At 60.5% G+C, this 15,723-nt stretch carries 13 protein-coding genes; 3 read left to right on the top strand and 10 right to left on the bottom strand.

Annotation, left to right across the window (positions count from 1 at the left end; translation table 11 throughout):
• Positions 1-9: 9 nt before the first annotated feature.
• The 10 genes from ACTV8E_RS07000 to ACTV8E_RS06955 all read right to left on the bottom strand — a co-directional run bounded on the left by ACTV8E_RS07000 (position 10) and on the right by ACTV8E_RS06955 (position 13,050).
• Positions 10-1,599 carry a SpoVR family protein gene (locus ACTV8E_RS07000; protein WP_443199010.1) on the bottom strand — a complete coding sequence of 530 codons (1,590 nt, stop codon included), beginning with the start codon at positions 1,597-1,599 and terminating at the stop codon, positions 10-12.
• Positions 1,596-2,867: a YeaH/YhbH family protein gene (locus tag ACTV8E_RS06995; RefSeq protein ID WP_443199009.1), complete on the bottom strand. Its 1,272-nt coding sequence runs from the start codon at positions 2,865-2,867 to the stop codon at positions 1,596-1,598. The genes ACTV8E_RS07000 and ACTV8E_RS06995 overlap by 4 nt, the downstream gene beginning before the upstream one ends.
• Before the next feature lie 117 nt (positions 2,868-2,984).
• Positions 2,985-4,907, bottom strand: coding sequence for a PrkA family serine protein kinase (locus ACTV8E_RS06990; protein WP_251834640.1), 1,923 nt, complete (start codon positions 4,905-4,907; stop codon positions 2,985-2,987).
• A 268-nt stretch (positions 4,908-5,175) separates the two neighbouring features.
• Complete coding sequence (glpE, locus tag ACTV8E_RS06985) at positions 5,176-5,508, bottom strand: thiosulfate sulfurtransferase GlpE (protein ID WP_251834641.1); 333 nt, start codon at positions 5,506-5,508, stop codon at positions 5,176-5,178.
• Positions 5,509-5,615: 107 nt separating this feature from the next.
• Complete coding sequence (locus ACTV8E_RS06980) at positions 5,616-6,482, bottom strand: symmetrical bis(5'-nucleosyl)-tetraphosphatase (RefSeq protein ID WP_443199008.1); 867 nt, start codon at positions 6,480-6,482, stop codon at positions 5,616-5,618.
• Complete coding sequence (gene apaG / locus ACTV8E_RS06975) at positions 6,482-6,862, bottom strand: Co2+/Mg2+ efflux protein ApaG (RefSeq protein ID WP_251834643.1); 381 nt, start codon at positions 6,860-6,862, stop codon at positions 6,482-6,484. The genes ACTV8E_RS06980 and apaG overlap by 1 nt, the downstream gene beginning before the upstream one ends.
• A gap of 32 nt (positions 6,863-6,894) precedes the next feature.
• A complete protein-coding gene (rsmA, locus tag ACTV8E_RS06970; protein ID WP_443199007.1) occupies positions 6,895-7,707 on the bottom strand; it encodes a 16S rRNA (adenine(1518)-N(6)/adenine(1519)-N(6))-dimethyltransferase RsmA in 813 nt (270 codons plus the stop codon).
• Between the two features lie 174 nt (positions 7,708-7,881).
• Positions 7,882-8,874 (bottom strand): 4-hydroxythreonine-4-phosphate dehydrogenase PdxA, encoded by a 993-nt coding sequence (gene pdxA, locus ACTV8E_RS06965; RefSeq protein ID WP_443199006.1) that lies wholly within the window; start codon positions 8,872-8,874, stop codon positions 7,882-7,884.
• A 179-nt stretch (positions 8,875-9,053) separates the two neighbouring features.
• Positions 9,054-10,346: a peptidylprolyl isomerase gene (locus ACTV8E_RS06960; RefSeq protein WP_251834646.1), complete on the bottom strand. Its 1,293-nt coding sequence runs from the start codon at positions 10,344-10,346 to the stop codon at positions 9,054-9,056.
• Positions 10,327-13,050, bottom strand: a complete 2,724-nt coding sequence (locus ACTV8E_RS06955) for an LPS-assembly protein LptD (RefSeq protein WP_251834647.1) — start codon at positions 13,048-13,050, stop codon at positions 10,327-10,329. The genes ACTV8E_RS06960 and ACTV8E_RS06955 overlap by 20 nt, the downstream gene beginning before the upstream one ends.
• A gap of 129 nt (positions 13,051-13,179) precedes the next feature.
• On the opposite strand from ACTV8E_RS06955, the gene ACTV8E_RS06950 reads away from it, so the two are divergent.
• The 3 genes from ACTV8E_RS06950 to ACTV8E_RS06940 are packed head-to-tail and all read left to right on the top strand — an operon-like array spanning position 13,180 to position 15,650.
• Positions 13,180-14,202, top strand: coding sequence for an aminoglycoside phosphotransferase family protein (locus ACTV8E_RS06950; RefSeq protein ID WP_443199005.1), 1,023 nt, complete (start codon positions 13,180-13,182; stop codon positions 14,200-14,202).
• A complete protein-coding gene (gene murU / locus ACTV8E_RS06945; protein ID WP_443199004.1) occupies positions 14,199-14,867 on the top strand; it encodes an N-acetylmuramate alpha-1-phosphate uridylyltransferase MurU in 669 nt (222 codons plus the stop codon). Before ACTV8E_RS06950 ends, murU begins: the two co-directional genes overlap by 4 nt.
• A gap of 3 nt (positions 14,868-14,870) precedes the next feature.
• The gene (locus ACTV8E_RS06940; protein WP_251834650.1) at positions 14,871-15,650 is read left to right on the top strand and encodes a DnaJ domain-containing protein; all 780 of its coding nucleotides are present in this window, start codon (positions 14,871-14,873) and stop codon (positions 15,648-15,650) included.
• Positions 15,651-15,723 lie beyond the last annotated feature (73 nt).

Below are 15,723 nucleotides of genomic sequence, written 5' to 3'. Positions count from 1 at the left end.
GAAGCAGGTTCAGATCGGGGGCAGAGCAAGATCCAGGTGCGGGTAATCGTCCTCGCCGCCTTCGCCACCGCCACTGTGGGAGGGAATGTGCTGGCTGTGAATGATCTTGTCACCGCGCACCGTATCAAGGTGCACGTCGAACCCCCACAGGCGGTGCAGATGCTTGAGCACTTCATGGGTTGAGGTGCCCAGTGGTTTTCGCTCGTGTTGCTGGTGGCGCAAGGTCAGTGAACGGTCGCCGCGCCGGTCGACATTCCACACTTGGATGTTCGGCTCACGGTTGCCGAGGTTGTACTGGGCGGCCAGTTGCTCGCGGATCGCCTGGTAACCGACATTATCATGGATGGCGGGCACCAGCAGTTCGTCCCTCTGGTCGTCATCCAGCACGCTGAACAGTTTGAGGTCACGTATCACCTTGGGTGACAGAAACTGCAGGATGAAGCTTTCATCCTTGAAGTTGGACATGGCGAACTTGAGGGTTTCCAGCCAGTTGCTGCCGGCGTAATCGGGAAACCACTGGCGGTCTTCCGCGGTGGGCGCTTCACAGATACGCCGCAGGTCGCTGTAGATGGCAAAGCCCAAAGTGTAGGGGTTGATGCCGCTGTAATACGGGCTGTCAAAACCCGGCTGGTAGATCACGCTGGAATGTGCCTGCAGGAATTCAAGCATGAAGCCATCGGTGACCAAGCCTTCGTCATACAGGCTGTTCATCAGGGTGTAGTGCCAGAAAGAGGCCCAGCCTTCGTTCATGACCTGGGTTTGCCGCTGTGGATAGAAGTACTGCGCGACCTTGCGCACGATGCGTACGATTTCGCGCTGCCAGGGTTCCAGCAGCGGCGCGTGCTTCTCGATGAAATACAGGATGTTTTCCTGAGGCTCGGCGGGGAAGCGCTTGCTGTCGTCCTTGCGCTTGTCTTTGTCGACGCTCTTGGGAATGGTCCGCCACAGGTCGTTGAGTTGCTTCTGGATATGCTCTTCGCGGCTTTTCTGGCGCAGGCGCTCCTCTTCGGCCGAAATGGGGTACGGGCGCTTGTAGCGGTCGACACCGTAGTTCATCAGCGCGTGGCAGGAGTCCAGCAGGTCTTCCACCGCATCGATGCCGTGGCGCTCCTCGCACTGCACGATGTATTGCTTGGCGAACACCAGATAATCGATGATCGAACTGGCATCGGTCCAGCTGCGGAACAGGTAGTTACCCTTGAAGAAGCTGTTGTGGCCATAGCAGGCATGGGCGATCACCAAGGCCTGCATGCACATGGTGTTCTCTTCCATCAGGTAGGCGATGCACGGGTCCGAGTTGATCACGATCTCGTAGGCCAGACCCATCTGCCCGCGTGTATAGCCCTTCTCGGTGGCCAGAAAATGCTTGCCGTAGGACCAATGGTGATAGCCGATGGGCATGCCCACGGAGGCGTAGGCGTCCATCATCTGCTCGGCCGTGATCACCTCGATCTGGTTGGGGTAGGTTTCCAAGCCGTAGCGCTTGGCCAGCCGGCCGATTTCGCGGTCATAGGTCTGGATCAAATCGAAGGTCCACTCCGAGCCTACGGACAGCGGTTGTCGCTTTTTCTCCCTGCTGCTCGGCTCTCTGGCATTCATGAGCTAAGTCTCCGCTGAAAGAGTTCGCGAAACACCGGATAAATATCGCTGGCAGAGACCAGCTGCTGCTGGGCGAAGCTGTCTTCAAAGGCCTCGCGCACGGCTTCGTATTCGTACCACAGAGCCTGGTGTTCTCGCGGGGTGATCTCGACATAGGTGAAGTACTGAACGTAGGGCATGATTTTCTCGATCAGCATGTCTCGGCACAGGGGCGAGTCGTCGTTCCAGTTATCACCATCTGAAGCCTGGGCACCGTAGATGTTCCATTCATTCACCGGATAGCGCTCGGCCATGACTTCATGCATCAGTTTCAAGGCGCTGGACACGATGGTGCCGCCGGTTTCCCGAGAATAGAAAAATTCCTCCTCGTCGACTTCCTTGGCGCTGGTGTGGTGGCGGATGAACACTACTTCGATCTTGTCGTAGTTTCGCTTGAGGAACAGATATAGAAGGATGAAGAAGCGCTTGGCAATGTCCTTGGTCGATTGGGTCATCGAGCCGGACACGTCCATCAGACAGAACATCACTGCCTTCGAGCTGGGGTTGGGATGCTTGACCAGCAGGTTGTACTTGAGGTCGAAGGTATCGAGGAACGGGATCTTGTCGATGCGTGCGCGCAATTTACCGATCAGTGCTTCGGTGGCCTGGATATCGGTGAAATTGTCCGGCTCTTCGCGCTTCAGACGCTCCAGTTCGACCCGTGCCTCGCGCAGCTTGAGGCGGCTGCTGCCCGACAGGGCGATGCGCCGGGCCTGGGCTGAGCGCAGAGTGCGGATGATATTGATGCGGGCCGGGTTGCCCTCGTTGCTGATTCCGGCGCGCACGGTCTTGAAGGTGTCGGCGCCGGTTATGTGCCGCTTGACCAGGTTGGGCAGTTCCAGGTCCTCGAACATGAAATCGAGGAATTCCTCCTGGGTAATCTGAAAGACGAAGTCATCCAGCCCCTCGCCCTTGTCGCTGGCACCACTGCCGGCACCGCCTGCGCCGCCACCGGAAGGGCGGGGGATGCGTTCTCCGGCGACGAACTCCTTGTTGCCGGGGTGCACGGTGGTCTGGCGCCCACCCTGACCATGGTGGAAAACCGGTTCGTCGATGTCGCGGCCTGGAATGCTGATCTGTTCGCCGTGTTCCATGTCGGTTATGGAGCGTCGGCCAACCGCTTCCTCCACCGCTTTTTTGATATGGCCGCGGTAGCGGCGCAAAAAGCGCTGGCGGTTCACCGTGCTCTTGTTCTTGCCATTCAGTCGGCGGTCGATCACATAACTCATAGGTCGTGCCCCTTAGGGGCAGCTGTCAGCTTCTAGCTGCAAGCCGCAAGTGAAAAGCCGCGCTTTGGGCGTGCCGGGTTCCCGCTTGCCGCTTGCCGCTCACCGCTTGCCGCTGCCTTATTGCGATTTGCGTACTCGCAGGTACCACTCGGACAACAGACGCACCTGTTTTTCCGTGTAGCCGCGTTCGACCATACGCACCACGAAATCGTTGTGCTTCTTCTGATCCTCCTTGCTCGCCTTGGCGTTGAAACTGATGACTGGCAGCAGATCCTCGGTGTTGGAGAACATTTTCTTCTCGATCACCACGCGCAGTTTTTCATAGCTCAGCCAGCTGGGATTCTTGCCATTGTTGTTGGCGCGGGCGCGCAGCACGAAGTTGACGATCTCGTTGCGGAAATCCTTCGGGTTGCTGATGCCGGCGGGTTTCTCGATCTTTTCCAGTTCCTCGTTGAGGGCCATGCGGTTGAGAATTTCGCCGGTCTCCGGGTCGCGGTATTCCTGATCCTGGATCCAGAAGTCGGCATACAGCACATAGCGGTCGAAGATGTTCTGTCCGTATTCGCTGTAGGACTCCAGGTAGGCCGTCTGGATTTCCTTGCCGATAAACTCGATATAGCGCGGCGCCAGATATTCCTTGAGGAAGCGCAGGTAGCGTTCGCGCACCTCGGCGGGGAATTGCTCCTGCTCGATTTGCTGCTCGAGCACGTAGAGCAGGTGCACCGGGTTGGCGGCGATCTCATGGGGGTCGAAGTTGAACACCTTGGAGAGGATCTTGAAGGCGAAGCGGGTGGAAAGCCCGTTCATGCCCTCGTCGACACCGGCGTTGTCCCGGTATTCCTGGATCGACTTGGCCTTGGGGTCGGTGTCTTTGAGGTTCTCGCCGTCATAGACGCGCATCTTCGAATAGATGTTGGAGTTCTCCGGCTCCTTGAGACGTGACAGCACCGAGAACTGGGCCAGCATCTTCAGCGTATCGGGCGCGCAATGGGCCTTGGACAGCGAGCTGTTGGTCAGCAGCTTGTCGTAGATCTTGATCTCGTCGGTAACCCGCAGGCAGTAGGGCACCTTGACGATGTAGATGCGGTCGATGAACGCTTCGTTGTTCTTGTTGTTGCGGAAGTTGTGCCATTCCGACTCGTTGGAGTGGGCCAGCAGGATGCCGTTGAAGGGGATCGAGCCCAGTCCCTCGGTGCTGTTGTAGTTGCCTTCCTGGGTCGCGGTCAGCAGCGGGTGCAGCACCTTGATCGGCGCCTTGAACATCTCTACGAATTCCATCAGGCCCTGGTTACCCCGGCACAGCGCGCCCGAATAGCTGTAGGCATCGGCGTCGTTCTGTGGGAAGTCTTCGAGCTTGCGGATATCTACCTTGCCGACCAGCGAGGAAATGTCCTGGTTGTTTTCATCGCCCGGTTCGGTCTTGGCAATGGCGATCTGGTTGAGGATCGACGGGTACAGCTTGACCACGCGGAACTGGCTGATGTCGCCGCCGTATTCCTGCAAGCGTTTGGTGGCCCAGGGCGACATGATGGCGGACAGGTAGCGCAGCGGAATGCCGTATTCCTCTTCGAGAATGGCGCCGTCTTCGGTGGCGCTGAACAGGCCCAGCGGCGATTCGAACACGGGGGAGCCCTTGATGGCATAGAAGGGGACCTTCTCCATCAACTGCTTGAGCTTTTCCGCCAGTGAGGATTTACCGCCGCCGACCGGGCCGAGCAGGTAGAGGATCTGCTTTTTTTCCTCGAGGCCTTGGGCGGCGTGGCGGAAGAAGGAGACGATCTGTTCGATGCACTCTTCCATGCCATGGAAATCGCCGAAGGTGGGGTAGCGGCGAATGACCTTGTTGGAAAAGATCCGCGACAAGCGCGGATCGATCGATGTGTCGATCAACTCCGGCTCACCAATGGCCAGCAGCAGGCGTTCCGCTGCGCTGGCATACGCGGCACGGTCTTCCTTGCATAGGTCGAGATATTCCTGCAGGGAATACTCTTCCTGTCGAGTCGTCTCGAATCGTTGCTGAAAGTGGCTAAAAATGCTCATCGCATCACCTCGCTCGATTTAAGGAGCCGGCGTGGCTCGTTCTTGCGGGTGCTGACAACCCGTCGACACGTCGATCAGGTAAATCCCCCAGAACCTAAAGGTCGCTATCGCCGGAAGCCGGTGGTCCGGCTTTCCCCTTTTTGGATGGTCTGAGGTCAAGGATAGTTCGTTATCGGCAGGGTCAAGGTGCGTTGCTTTCGTGCCGAGCGAAGGGAGGGTGAGCGGTAACGAAGCAGCCCAGCGCTGACGCGGTTTGTCGTCGGAAAAACTATTCCGTGCCGGCGGTCGCGGTGTCCTGCGGGAAGGTGGCCTGCCACAATTCGAAGCCGCCATCCAGGCTGTACACCGCGCTGAAGCCCTGGTGGACCAGGTAGGCGGCTGCGCTTTGGCTGGAAATACCGTGATAGCAGGAGACGATCAGAGGTTGGTCAAAATCGGCCCCGGCGATGAAGTCGGCCAGGTTGTGATTGTCCAGGTGCTGGGCGCCGATGATATGGCCGCGTGCGTAGCTGTGCGGATCGCGGATATCCACCAGCACGGCGCCTTGGGCGCGCAATGCCTGGGCTTGCTGGGGGGAGATGCGTTCATAGGTGTCGGACATGGCGGGTTCCTGTAGAAAGCGAGGGGGCATGTTGGGCCGGCTGCTGGTGCGATGCCGGCCTCGAGCACCCTTAGGGGCATCGCAGCGATGCCCAAGAGCACCCCATTTTACGCCGGGGCTATAGGCGTCTGGGTTTTGGCATTTTTGCCGCGTGGTTGCTTCTTGGGGCAATCACAGCGGTGCAGTTCTCCGCTGTCCACGTTCAACAAGGTCATCGCGTTGCCCCAGACGCAGCCGGTGTCCAGGGCATGCAGGCCGGGCTCGTTGCAGTTGCCCTCCAGGGCCGCCCAGTGGCCAAAGATGATCTTTTGTCCGCGGGTTTTGCGACCAGGGTGGCTGAACCAAGGCGCGTAGCCGGACGGTGCACTACCCAGGCCTTCCTTGCTTTTCAGATCAAGGGCGCCCGTTGCGGTACAAAAACGCATGCGCGTGAAGTAATTGGTGATCACGCGCAAGCGCGCGGCGCCGTGCAGCTCCTCGCTCCATTGCTCGGGCTCGTTGCCGTACATGCCGTCGAGAAACAGCGGCAGGCGGGCGTCGTCGCGCAGGGCTTCCTCGACTTCACCGGCGCGCTGCAGGGCTTCCTGCAAGGTCCATTGCGGCGGAATGCCGGCATGCACCAAGGCAATGTCTCGCTCGGCGTCGTAGTGCAGCAGCTTCTGTCGGCGCAGCCAGTCCAGCAGGTCGTTGCGGTCGGGAGCGTCGAGAATCTCGCGCAGGGTGTCGTGCTTTTTCTGGCGTTCGATGTTATTCGCAATGGCCAGCAGATGCAGGTCATGGTTGCCTAGCACGGTGGTCACCGAATCACGCATGGCATACAGGAAGCGCAGGGTTTCCAGCGATTGCGGGCCGCGGTTGACCAGGTCGCCGACCAGCCACAAGTGGTCATGGGCCGGATCGAAGTGGACCCGCTCCAGCAAGCATTTCAGCGGTTGCAGGCAACCTTGCACGTCTCCAGCGGCATACAGCGCCATCAGTGCAACGCTCCGGGAACGGCCAGGCTAAAGGGCGCGATGATCGCCTCGAAGTGCTGGCCATCGTCGGCCAGCATGTGGAAGCTGCCCTGCATGCTGCCGACTTCGGTGTGCATCAGCGTACCGCTGGTATAGGTATGGCTGTGCCCCGGCGGCAGGTGAGGTTGCTGGCCGACCACGCCTTCGCCGCGCACTTCCTGCACCTGGCCGTCGCCGTCGGTGATGATCCAGTGGCGACTGAGCAGTTGGGCACCTACAGCGCCGCTGTTAAGCACGGTAATGGTGTAGGCAAAGGCGAACCGCTGGGCATCCGGCTGGGAGCGCTCGGGCAGGTAGCGGGTGACGACGCTGACGTCGATGAGGTGGCGGCTATCGGACATGCAAGGCTCTCACAGTAAGGCGAGGTTCGAGTCTAGGGCGTTTCGCCGTGCGTTGTCTGCAGGGCCAGTTGGTCGGCGAGGCGCACGAAAGCGGCCAGGTCCAATTGCTCGGGACGCAAGCCGCCGTCCACGTCGGCGGCCTCGATGGCCGGTGCAGGCAGCAGATTCTTCAGTGTGTTGCGCAGCGTCTTGCGGCGCTGATTGAAGGCTTCGCGCACCACGCGTGCCAGCATGCGAGGGTCCTGAGCCGGATGCGGCAGCGTTTCATGGGGCGTCAGGCGGACAATCGCCGAGTCGACCTTGGGCGCCGGGTTGAAAGCGCCGGGGCCGACATTGAACAGGTGCTCCACACGGCAGTAATACTGAACCATGATCGACAAGCGGCCCCAATCGCCGCCGCCGGGGGCCGCGGCCAAGCGCTCAACGACCTCCTTCTGCAGCATGAAATGCATGTCGCGGATCAGGTGGGCATGATCGAGCAGGTGGAAAATCAGCGGGGTGGAGATGTTGTAGGGTAGGTTGCCGACGATGCGCAGGCTGTGTGCATCTTCGCTGAGCCGGGTGAAATCGAATTTGAGCGCATCTCCCTGGTTCAGGTGAAAGTTCGGCAGGCTGCCGAATTTGCCCTGCAGGATCGGTATCAGGTCAAGGTCAAGTTCAATGACATCCAATCGCGCGCCGCTGTCCAGCAAACCCTCGGTCAAGGCACCCTGGCCCGGACCGATTTCCACCAGATGCTCGCCGGCACGCGGATAAATGCCCCGCAGGATGCGATGAATCACGCCCGCATCATGCAGAAAATTCTGGCCAAAGCGCTTGCGTGCGCGGTGTTGGTATTCGGACATCAGGGCAGCTCCAGGCTTCGGCTGCACGCGGCAGGCGCAACGCTCAAGACAAAAAGGAAAGAGGCGCAGTTTACCAGTGAACCGTTGCCTCACGCTGCACGTCATCAGCTGTTGTGGCGCAGGGCGATGGAGATCTTTGCACCACAAACAGACTCTTGCGGTCTGGTTGCGGCTTTAACGCCGGCTGCCAGCCATCTGGTATGCCGTCTCCAGGGCCACCTGCAGGCTACCGGTATCAATCCGGCCCGTGCCCGCCAAGTCCAGGGCGGTGCCATGGTCGACCGAGGTGCGGATGATCGGCAGGCCCAGGGTGACATTGACCGCAGCGCCGAAACCTTTGTATTTGAGCACAGGCAATCCTTGGTCGTGATACATGGCCAGCACCGCGTCGCACTGCTCCAGATGCTTGGGTGTGAACAGCGTATCAGCCGGCAGCGGGCCGATCAGGTCGAAACCTTCGTCGCGCAGGCGCGCCAGACTGGGTGCGATGATGTCGAGTTCTTCGCGACCGAGGTGGCCGCCTTCACCGGCATGGGGGTTGAGGCCACAGACCAGAATGCGTGGCTGGGCGATCCCGAACCTCTCCACCAGGTCCGCATGCAGGATGCGCGTGACCCGTTCCAGGCGTTCGGGGGTAATCGCGGCGGCGACATCCTTGAGCGGCAGATGGGTGGTGACCAGGGCCACCCGCAGGCCGTGGGTTGCGAGCATCATCACCACTTGCTCGGTGTGGGTCAGTTCGGCGAGAAATTCTGTGTGTCCCGAAAAGGGGACACCTGCCTGGTTGATTACACCCTTGTGAACCGGGGCGGTGATCATGCCGGCGAAGTCGCCGTCCAGGCAGCCTTGGCCGGCGCGACGCAGGGTTTCCAGCACGTAAGCGGCATTGTGTGGGTCCAGGTGACCGGCTTGCGCGGGGGCTGCTAGCGGAGTGTCCCAGACATACAGGCTGCCTGCCGAGGCAGGGGCGCTGGGCCATGCGGAGGGTCCGACAGCGATGACAGTAATCGGTACGCCAAGCTGGGCGGCGCGCTGTTCCAGCAGCTCGTGGCTGGCGATGGCCACCAGAATATGCGGTTGAGCCTGGCGGGCCAGGAGCAGGCACAAGTCCGGGCCGATACCGGCCGGCTCACCGGGGGTCAGGGCAAAGCGACGGGGTTCGGACATGACAGACCTCGATAGCAGGCGTCGGGCGACACTAGGGTCAAAACGACGGGACAACAGACACGCCGGCACAGTGGCTGTGGCAGAGGCCAACTGGGGGACTCAGACGTCTCACAAAGGCAGCGCTGCAAGCGGGCCCACCTGGTTCTGATTTTGGAGCCAGGTGGCTTTTCAGGGTTTTGTTACAGTTTGACCTCTACATACGCCTCGTCACGGATCTGGCGCAGCCAGGTCTGCAATTCTTCGTCGTATTTACGGTTGCGCAGGGCGGTGAGCGCCTGTTGTTCGCGGAACTGGGCGCTACTGTCGGTTGCGCGGCGGCCGAGGACTTCCAGCACGTGCCAGCCGAAGGGGCTTTGGAACGGCTTGGACAGTTGACCGGCCGGCGTATTGGCCATCACCGCGCGGAATTCGGGCACCAGGGCATTGGGGTCGATCCAGTTGAGATCGCCACCATTGAGGGCCGAGCCCGGATCTTCGGAGAAGCGCTTGGCCAGGGTGGCAAAATCCTCGCCGGCTTGCAGGCGTTGATGCAGGCGCTCGGCCAGGCGACGGCTTTCGTCCAGGCTGCGGATTTCACTGGGTTTGATCAGGATATGCCGCACGTGCACTTCTTCGCGCACCAGGGTGCCGCCGCCGCGCTTGTCGAGCAATTTGAGAATGATGAAGCCGCCCGGTGCTCGCAGGGGCTCGGTGATATCGCCGGGGCGCAGGGAGGAAATCATCGAATCGAAGGGGGCCGGCAGTTGGGCTGCCTTGCGCCAGCCCATGTCGCCGCCTTCCAGGGCCGTTTCGCTGGCCGAGCGGGTAATCGCCAGCTGGGCGAAATCGGCGCCCTGACGTAGTTGCCGGTGAACCTCGCGTGCCTGGCGTTCGGCGGCCTGGATGGTTTCGCTGGAGGAGCCGTCGGGCAGCGGGATCAAAATATTGGCCAGGTGAAATTCTTCGGACAGCTGCAGCTTGCCCAGGTCGGAGGCGAGAAAATTCTGCACTTCCTGGTCAGTAACCTGGATGCGCTCGGCGACACGGCGCTGACGCACACGGCTGATGATCATCTCGCGGCGCACCTGATCGCGCGCTTCTTCATAGGACAGGCCGTCGCGGGCCAGGGCGGCCTGGAACTGCGCCAGGCTCATGCCGTTACGTTGGGCAATGCTGGCCATGGCGCCATTGAGCTCCTCATCACCGATGCGGATGCCCGAGCGTTCGCCGATCTGCAGCTGAATATTTTCAATGATCAGCCGTTCCAGCACCTGCTGGCTGAGCACATGTTCGGGGGGCAGGGCCGCGCCGCGCTTGGCGATGGTTTGCTGGACTTCGTTCAGGCGCTGCTGCAGTTGGCTGTGCATGATCACATCGTTGTCGACAATGGCGACCACGCGATCCAGGGGGCGGACGTCGGCCGTGACCGTGCCGGTGAACAACAGCGCGCCCAACAGCAGCGGGCGCAGACAATCAGAAAGCTTGGTCTTCACGTGTTCGGTAACCTTGAATGCCTTGGTCGAGGAAGGACTCTAACTTGTTGCCGGTAACTCCGCCGAGTCCTTTGAGGACAATTTGCAGAAAGATGCCGCGGTCTGGGTCGTCGTTCTGGGCGGGGTCGAGGCTGGTCTCGTCGTAGTCGATCCAGTAACGATTGACCAGACGTAGTTTCCAGCAGCAGCTGTCGTATTCGAAACCGCCCATGGCTTCCAGGGTGCGGTTGCGACTGTAGTCATGCTGCCAGCGGGCAATCAGGCTCCACTGCGGCACGATGGGCCAGATGGTCGAGAAGTCATGCTGGCTGATCTTGTAGTAGTTCTTGACGTAGTTGGGGCTGCCGGGCGTGCCGAAGTCCGGGTTGGTTCCATACAAGCCCGTAACCGGGTCATAACGGGTAATGTCGTTGCGGTAGCGATAACCCACATTGACGATCTTGTTGGGATTGTCAGCCGGCTGGTAATGGAACATGGCGCTGCCGGAGCGAGTGCGGTGAGCATCCGGGTCCCAGTTGAAGGTCGAATTAAGGCGCCAGTCCTGATTGAAACGGTACTGATATTCCAGCGCGTAAGGCGACACCGACGACAGTGCATCGGCACGGGTTTCGTAGCGTATGTCGGGTAGCTGGACTTCGCGATCCCGGAAATAAAAAATCTGCCCGATGGAAAAGCGCTGGCGCTCGAAGCCGTTGGCCTGGATCCAGCGGTTGGTCAACCCGAACGACAGCTGATTGGCGTCGCCAATGCGATCCTTGCCAGAGAAACGGTTGTCGCGCCACAGGGAGGAATAGCTGAAGGTGCTCTCACCAGTGTCGAAGATTGGGATGTCATCCTGGTCTTCGTGGGGCGCGTACAGATAGAACAGGCGTGGTTCCAGCGTTTGCCGGAAGGGTTTGCCAAACCATTGGGTATCGCGATCGAAATACAGGCCTGCATCGAGGCTGAAGATCGGGATGCCGCGATCCGGGGCATCGTCAAATGTATTGCCCGTGCCCAGCGTGGCAAGCCCCCTGGTATCCAGATCCAGGTCGTATTGAGTGTGGGCGTATTTGACCGTCGGTTTGATGAATCCCCAGGTCCACTGGAGTGGCAGGCTGACGCTGGGCTCCAGATGTACGCGGCTGCCTTCGGCGCGCTTCAGGCCACGTAAGTTCTCGTCATACCAACGGGTCTGGTTACCATCAATATCGGTGAACAGGCCGCTACGCAGGCTGCGCTCAAACTGCACGTATTCCGCGCCATAACTGAAATTCAATCCGCCCGGCTGCACCGGCAGGCGGCCATTCACCGTCAATTGCGGCATCCGATTGTAGGGTGTCACGTCGGTGACCGAGGTCATTTCGTAGCCGTGGGCGGCCAGGCGCGCGGTAAAACTGTCGCCGCGCCAGCTCAGGCTGCCGCGCTGGTTGAGAAAGTCCGAGGTGCCGATGCCCAGGTTGGTGGACAGGTCCTGGAAGTAGTAGGGATCGCTGATGTCGGTGTAGTCGACCTCGGCCAGCAGGCGTGAACTCAGACCGGCACGGTGTTGCCAGCTGTACATCCAGCGGTTGGATTCGTACTCGGACTGCAGTTCGCGTTCGGTTTCCTTGTCATCCAGCCAGGCGGCGCCAAACTGGCCTTCGCTGTTCTTGCCCAGGTAGCGGAATTCACCTTCCATCAACAAGCCGCGCTCGGTCATATAGTGCGGATAGAGCGTGGCGTCGTAGTTCGGCGCCAGGTTGATGTAGAACGGCGTTTGCAAGCTGAAGCCGGTGTCGCTCGAGGTGCTGATGCTGGGGGCCAGGAAACCGGTTTGGCGACGCTCATCAATTGGGAAATAAATGTACGGCGTATAGAACACCGGAATGTCCTTGACCCGCAGTGTCACGTTGGTGGCGGTACCAAAGCCGGTGGCCGGGTTGAGCGTGACGGTGTTGCCCCTCAGGTGCCAGGTGTTTTCGCCCGGCTCGCAGCGCGTGTAAGTGCCGTCTTTGAGGCGCACGACGGCGGTTTCCTCACGCTTGGCATAGCGTGCGCTGCCCCGTGAATGGGTCTGGTGGATAACGTACTCGGCGTTATCCACCTGGGCGGCGCCCGTGTCCAGCTGCAGTTCGGCATGATCGCCCAGCACCAGCATGCCGTTGTCACGCAGGCGGACATTGCCGTCCAGAATGCCGCGGTTTTGCAGCTGGTTCAGGTGCGCCGTGTCGGACTCGACCTGCATGCTGCCCTGGCGCAAGACCACATCGCCGGTCAGGGTCGTGCGTTCATCGCGCTGCTCGTACACCGAGGCGTTGGCCGACGCGTAGGTCGGCGATTGGTCGCGCGGCGTGGTGTCATACATGCCCGGGCGTTGTGGTTCGACGTAGCTGCCCATGCAGTACGGGCCGACTTCGGCCAGTTGCGCGGCGTTGAGTTGCTCGCGGGGTACCCAGTCGAGATGACGGTATGGATTGGGTGCGAGTGCGGTGGATGCCTGGGATTGGGGCGTTTGTGTCGCTGCCGGCTCAGGGTCGGAGCTGCTATGCTGCGGACGCGGCGGCAGGTCGGCGGTTTCGGCGTCATCCACAGGGGCGCACGCCCAATCATCGGCGCTTACCGCGCGACAATCGAACTGCTCTTCCGCGCTGACGAATGTAGCCGCAACGGATTGCAAGGCGAGCATGCCTCCGGTCACCAGCAGCGGAAGTTTTTTGCGAAATGCGGGGGGGGTATCGGCCATCTTCCGGGTCCGGCTTCCTGCGCTCGAAGGGCCTGCGAAGAGCCGTCGCACGCCTCTCAATGGGCTGATAAAGATTTTGGATGATAAAACATGACCTGCGTAACGGCCAGCGCCGTCGGAGACTCCTGAATGCTTGAACCTGATGTTCGTCTGCAACAACTATCTGCCTGGTTCGACCAGCAATTGTCGCACCTGTTCGCAGAGCATGGCTGGGGAACCGTACCACAGGGTACCTTGACCCCTGCCAGCAGCGACGCCAGCTTTCGCCGCTATTTTCGCTGGGAGGCCGAGGGACGCAGCCTGATTCTCATGGATGCGCCGCCACCTCAAGAAGACTGTAGACCCTTCGTCAACGTGGCTGCGTTGCTGGCGACCGCCGGTGTGCATGTGCCGCGCGTACTCGCCAGTGATCTGCAGCACGGCTTTCTGCTGCTCGACGATCTGGGACGCCAAACGTATCTGGATGTGATCGACGACACGAATGCCGATGTGCTGTTCGAGGACGCGGTGCGTGCGCTGTTGGCATTCCAGCAGCTACCCCTGGATCCGGGTCTGCCGCTTTACGATGAAGCGCTGCTGCGCCGAGAGTTGCAACTGTTTCCCGACTGGTACTTGAAGCATGAGCGGGGAATCGAATGGCAAGGCGAGCGACTGGCTGCCTGGCAACGGATCTGCACGTTGCTGATTGATAACGCCTTGGCGCAGCCCCAGGTGTTGGTACACCGCGACTTCATGCCGCGCAATCTGATGCTCAGCGAGCCCAATCCTGGTGTGCTGGATTTTCAGGATGCGGTATACGGCCCGGTTACCTATGACATTACGTGTTTGTTCAAAGATGCCTTCCTTAGTTGGCCTCAAGCGCGTGTCGATGCCTGGCTGCAACGCTATTGGCAGCAAGCGCATGCGCAGGGCATTAAGGTGCCCGAGCAGTTCGAGGATTTCTTGCGCGCCAGCGACCTGATGGGCGTGCAACGGCACCTGAAAGTGATCGGTATTTTCGCGCGCATCTGCCATCGCGATGGCAAGCCCCGCTACCTCGGTGACGTGCCGCGCTTCTTCGCCTATCTGGACGAAGTGGTAGCCCGCCGGCCAGAGCTTGCGGAGCTGGGTGAATTGCTCGCCACCTTGCGCGCCGAGGAAGTCTCGCGATGAAGGCCATGATTCTTGCCGCAGGCAAGGGCGAGCGGCTGCGTCCGTTGACGCTGCATACGCCCAAACCGTTGGTGCGGGTCGGCGGCATGCCCTTGATCGAGTACCACGTGCGGGCGCTGGCGGCGGCGGGCTTTACCGAGCTGGTTATCAACCACGCCTGGCTTGGCTCGCAGATTGAGGATTATCTGAGGGATGGCGCTCGCTTCGGCGTGCGTATCGTCTATTCGCCGGAAGGTGAACCGCTGGAGACCGGTGGCGGCATCCAGCGCGCGCTGCCGCTGCTTGGAGAAGCACCGTTTGCGGTGGTCAATGGTGATATCTGGACCGATTACGACTTCAGTCGGCTGCGCGGCGAATGGTCGACTTCAGCCCATCTGGTTCTGGTCGATAACCCTGAGCATCATCCTGGCGGTGATTTTGGCTGGAGTGCTGGGCAATTGGCCACCGAAGAGGCGATCTCGCGTCTAACCTATAGCGGAATCGCCGTTTTGCACCCTCGCTTGTTCGCTCAGTGCCCGGGCGGCGCATTCAAGCTGGCGCCGTTGCTGCGCCAGGCGCTGTCCGATGGTCAGGCCAGCGGTGAATATTATTCAGGGCGCTGGATCGATGTCGGCACTCATGAACGACTGGCGCAGGTCGAGCGCCTGCTGACTGGAGAATCTTGACCCATGCTTTGGCCTGTCACTTTGTTGGGCGCCGTCGCCGGGCTGGCGTTGGCCAGTATTCCAGGCGCACTGCTGGGCGGCGTGCTGGGCCATAGCGTTGATCGACGCCTGCGCCTGAAATCCTGGGGGGGGCTGGCCAAGCGACTGGGCTGGGCCGAAGAACTGCCCGACAACGATCTGCAGTTTCTTTTGCTTGGCCGTCTGGCCAAGAGTGAAGGGCGCGTGGATGAGGCGCATATTGCCCAGACACGGGAGGAAATGCGCCGACTGCACCTGGATGCCGAAGGTCGCAAAAAGGCTATCGCCGCCTTTACGCGCGGTAAAACGGGCGGCGATGGCTTGCGCTTGCCCTTGCATCGCCTGCGCAACCGACCCGAGCTGGTGCGCCGTCTGCTCAGCAGTTGCTGGCGCCTGGCCGCAGCAGAGGGCAAGGTCAGTGACCGCAAGCGCGACCTGATCCTGCTCTGGGGCCGCTGGGCCGGTTGTTCGCCGGGTCAAGTGTTATCGCTTTATCAGCGCACCCAACATGAAACGCGCGGTAGTACGGCCACCGTCACCACGCGGGCACGCAACGCTTATGAAGCTGCGTTGCACCTGTTGGGCGTGAACGAAAACAGCGATGAAAAGGAAATTAAGCGCGCGTATCGGCGCCTGCTCAGTCAGTACCATCCCGATAAGCAAGCGGGCGCTGGCGCCAGCGAAAGCGAAGTTCGCCTGGCCACGGAGAAAACCGGTGAGCTGCACAGTGCCTACGCTTTGGTTCGCGAGCGCCACGGCTTCTGATTCCAGGCGCCATTCAGTAAACGTTGCTTCTCATCGCAACGAACCATGACCACTAGGTGGGGATGAATGGATG

It is taken from the genome of Pseudomonas sp. B392_1p, from assembly GCF_052245235.1.
Classification (GTDB): Bacteria; Pseudomonadota; Gammaproteobacteria; order Pseudomonadales; family Pseudomonadaceae; genus Serpens; species Serpens gallinarum.
This window is presented reverse-complemented; position numbering and strand designations above follow the sequence as displayed.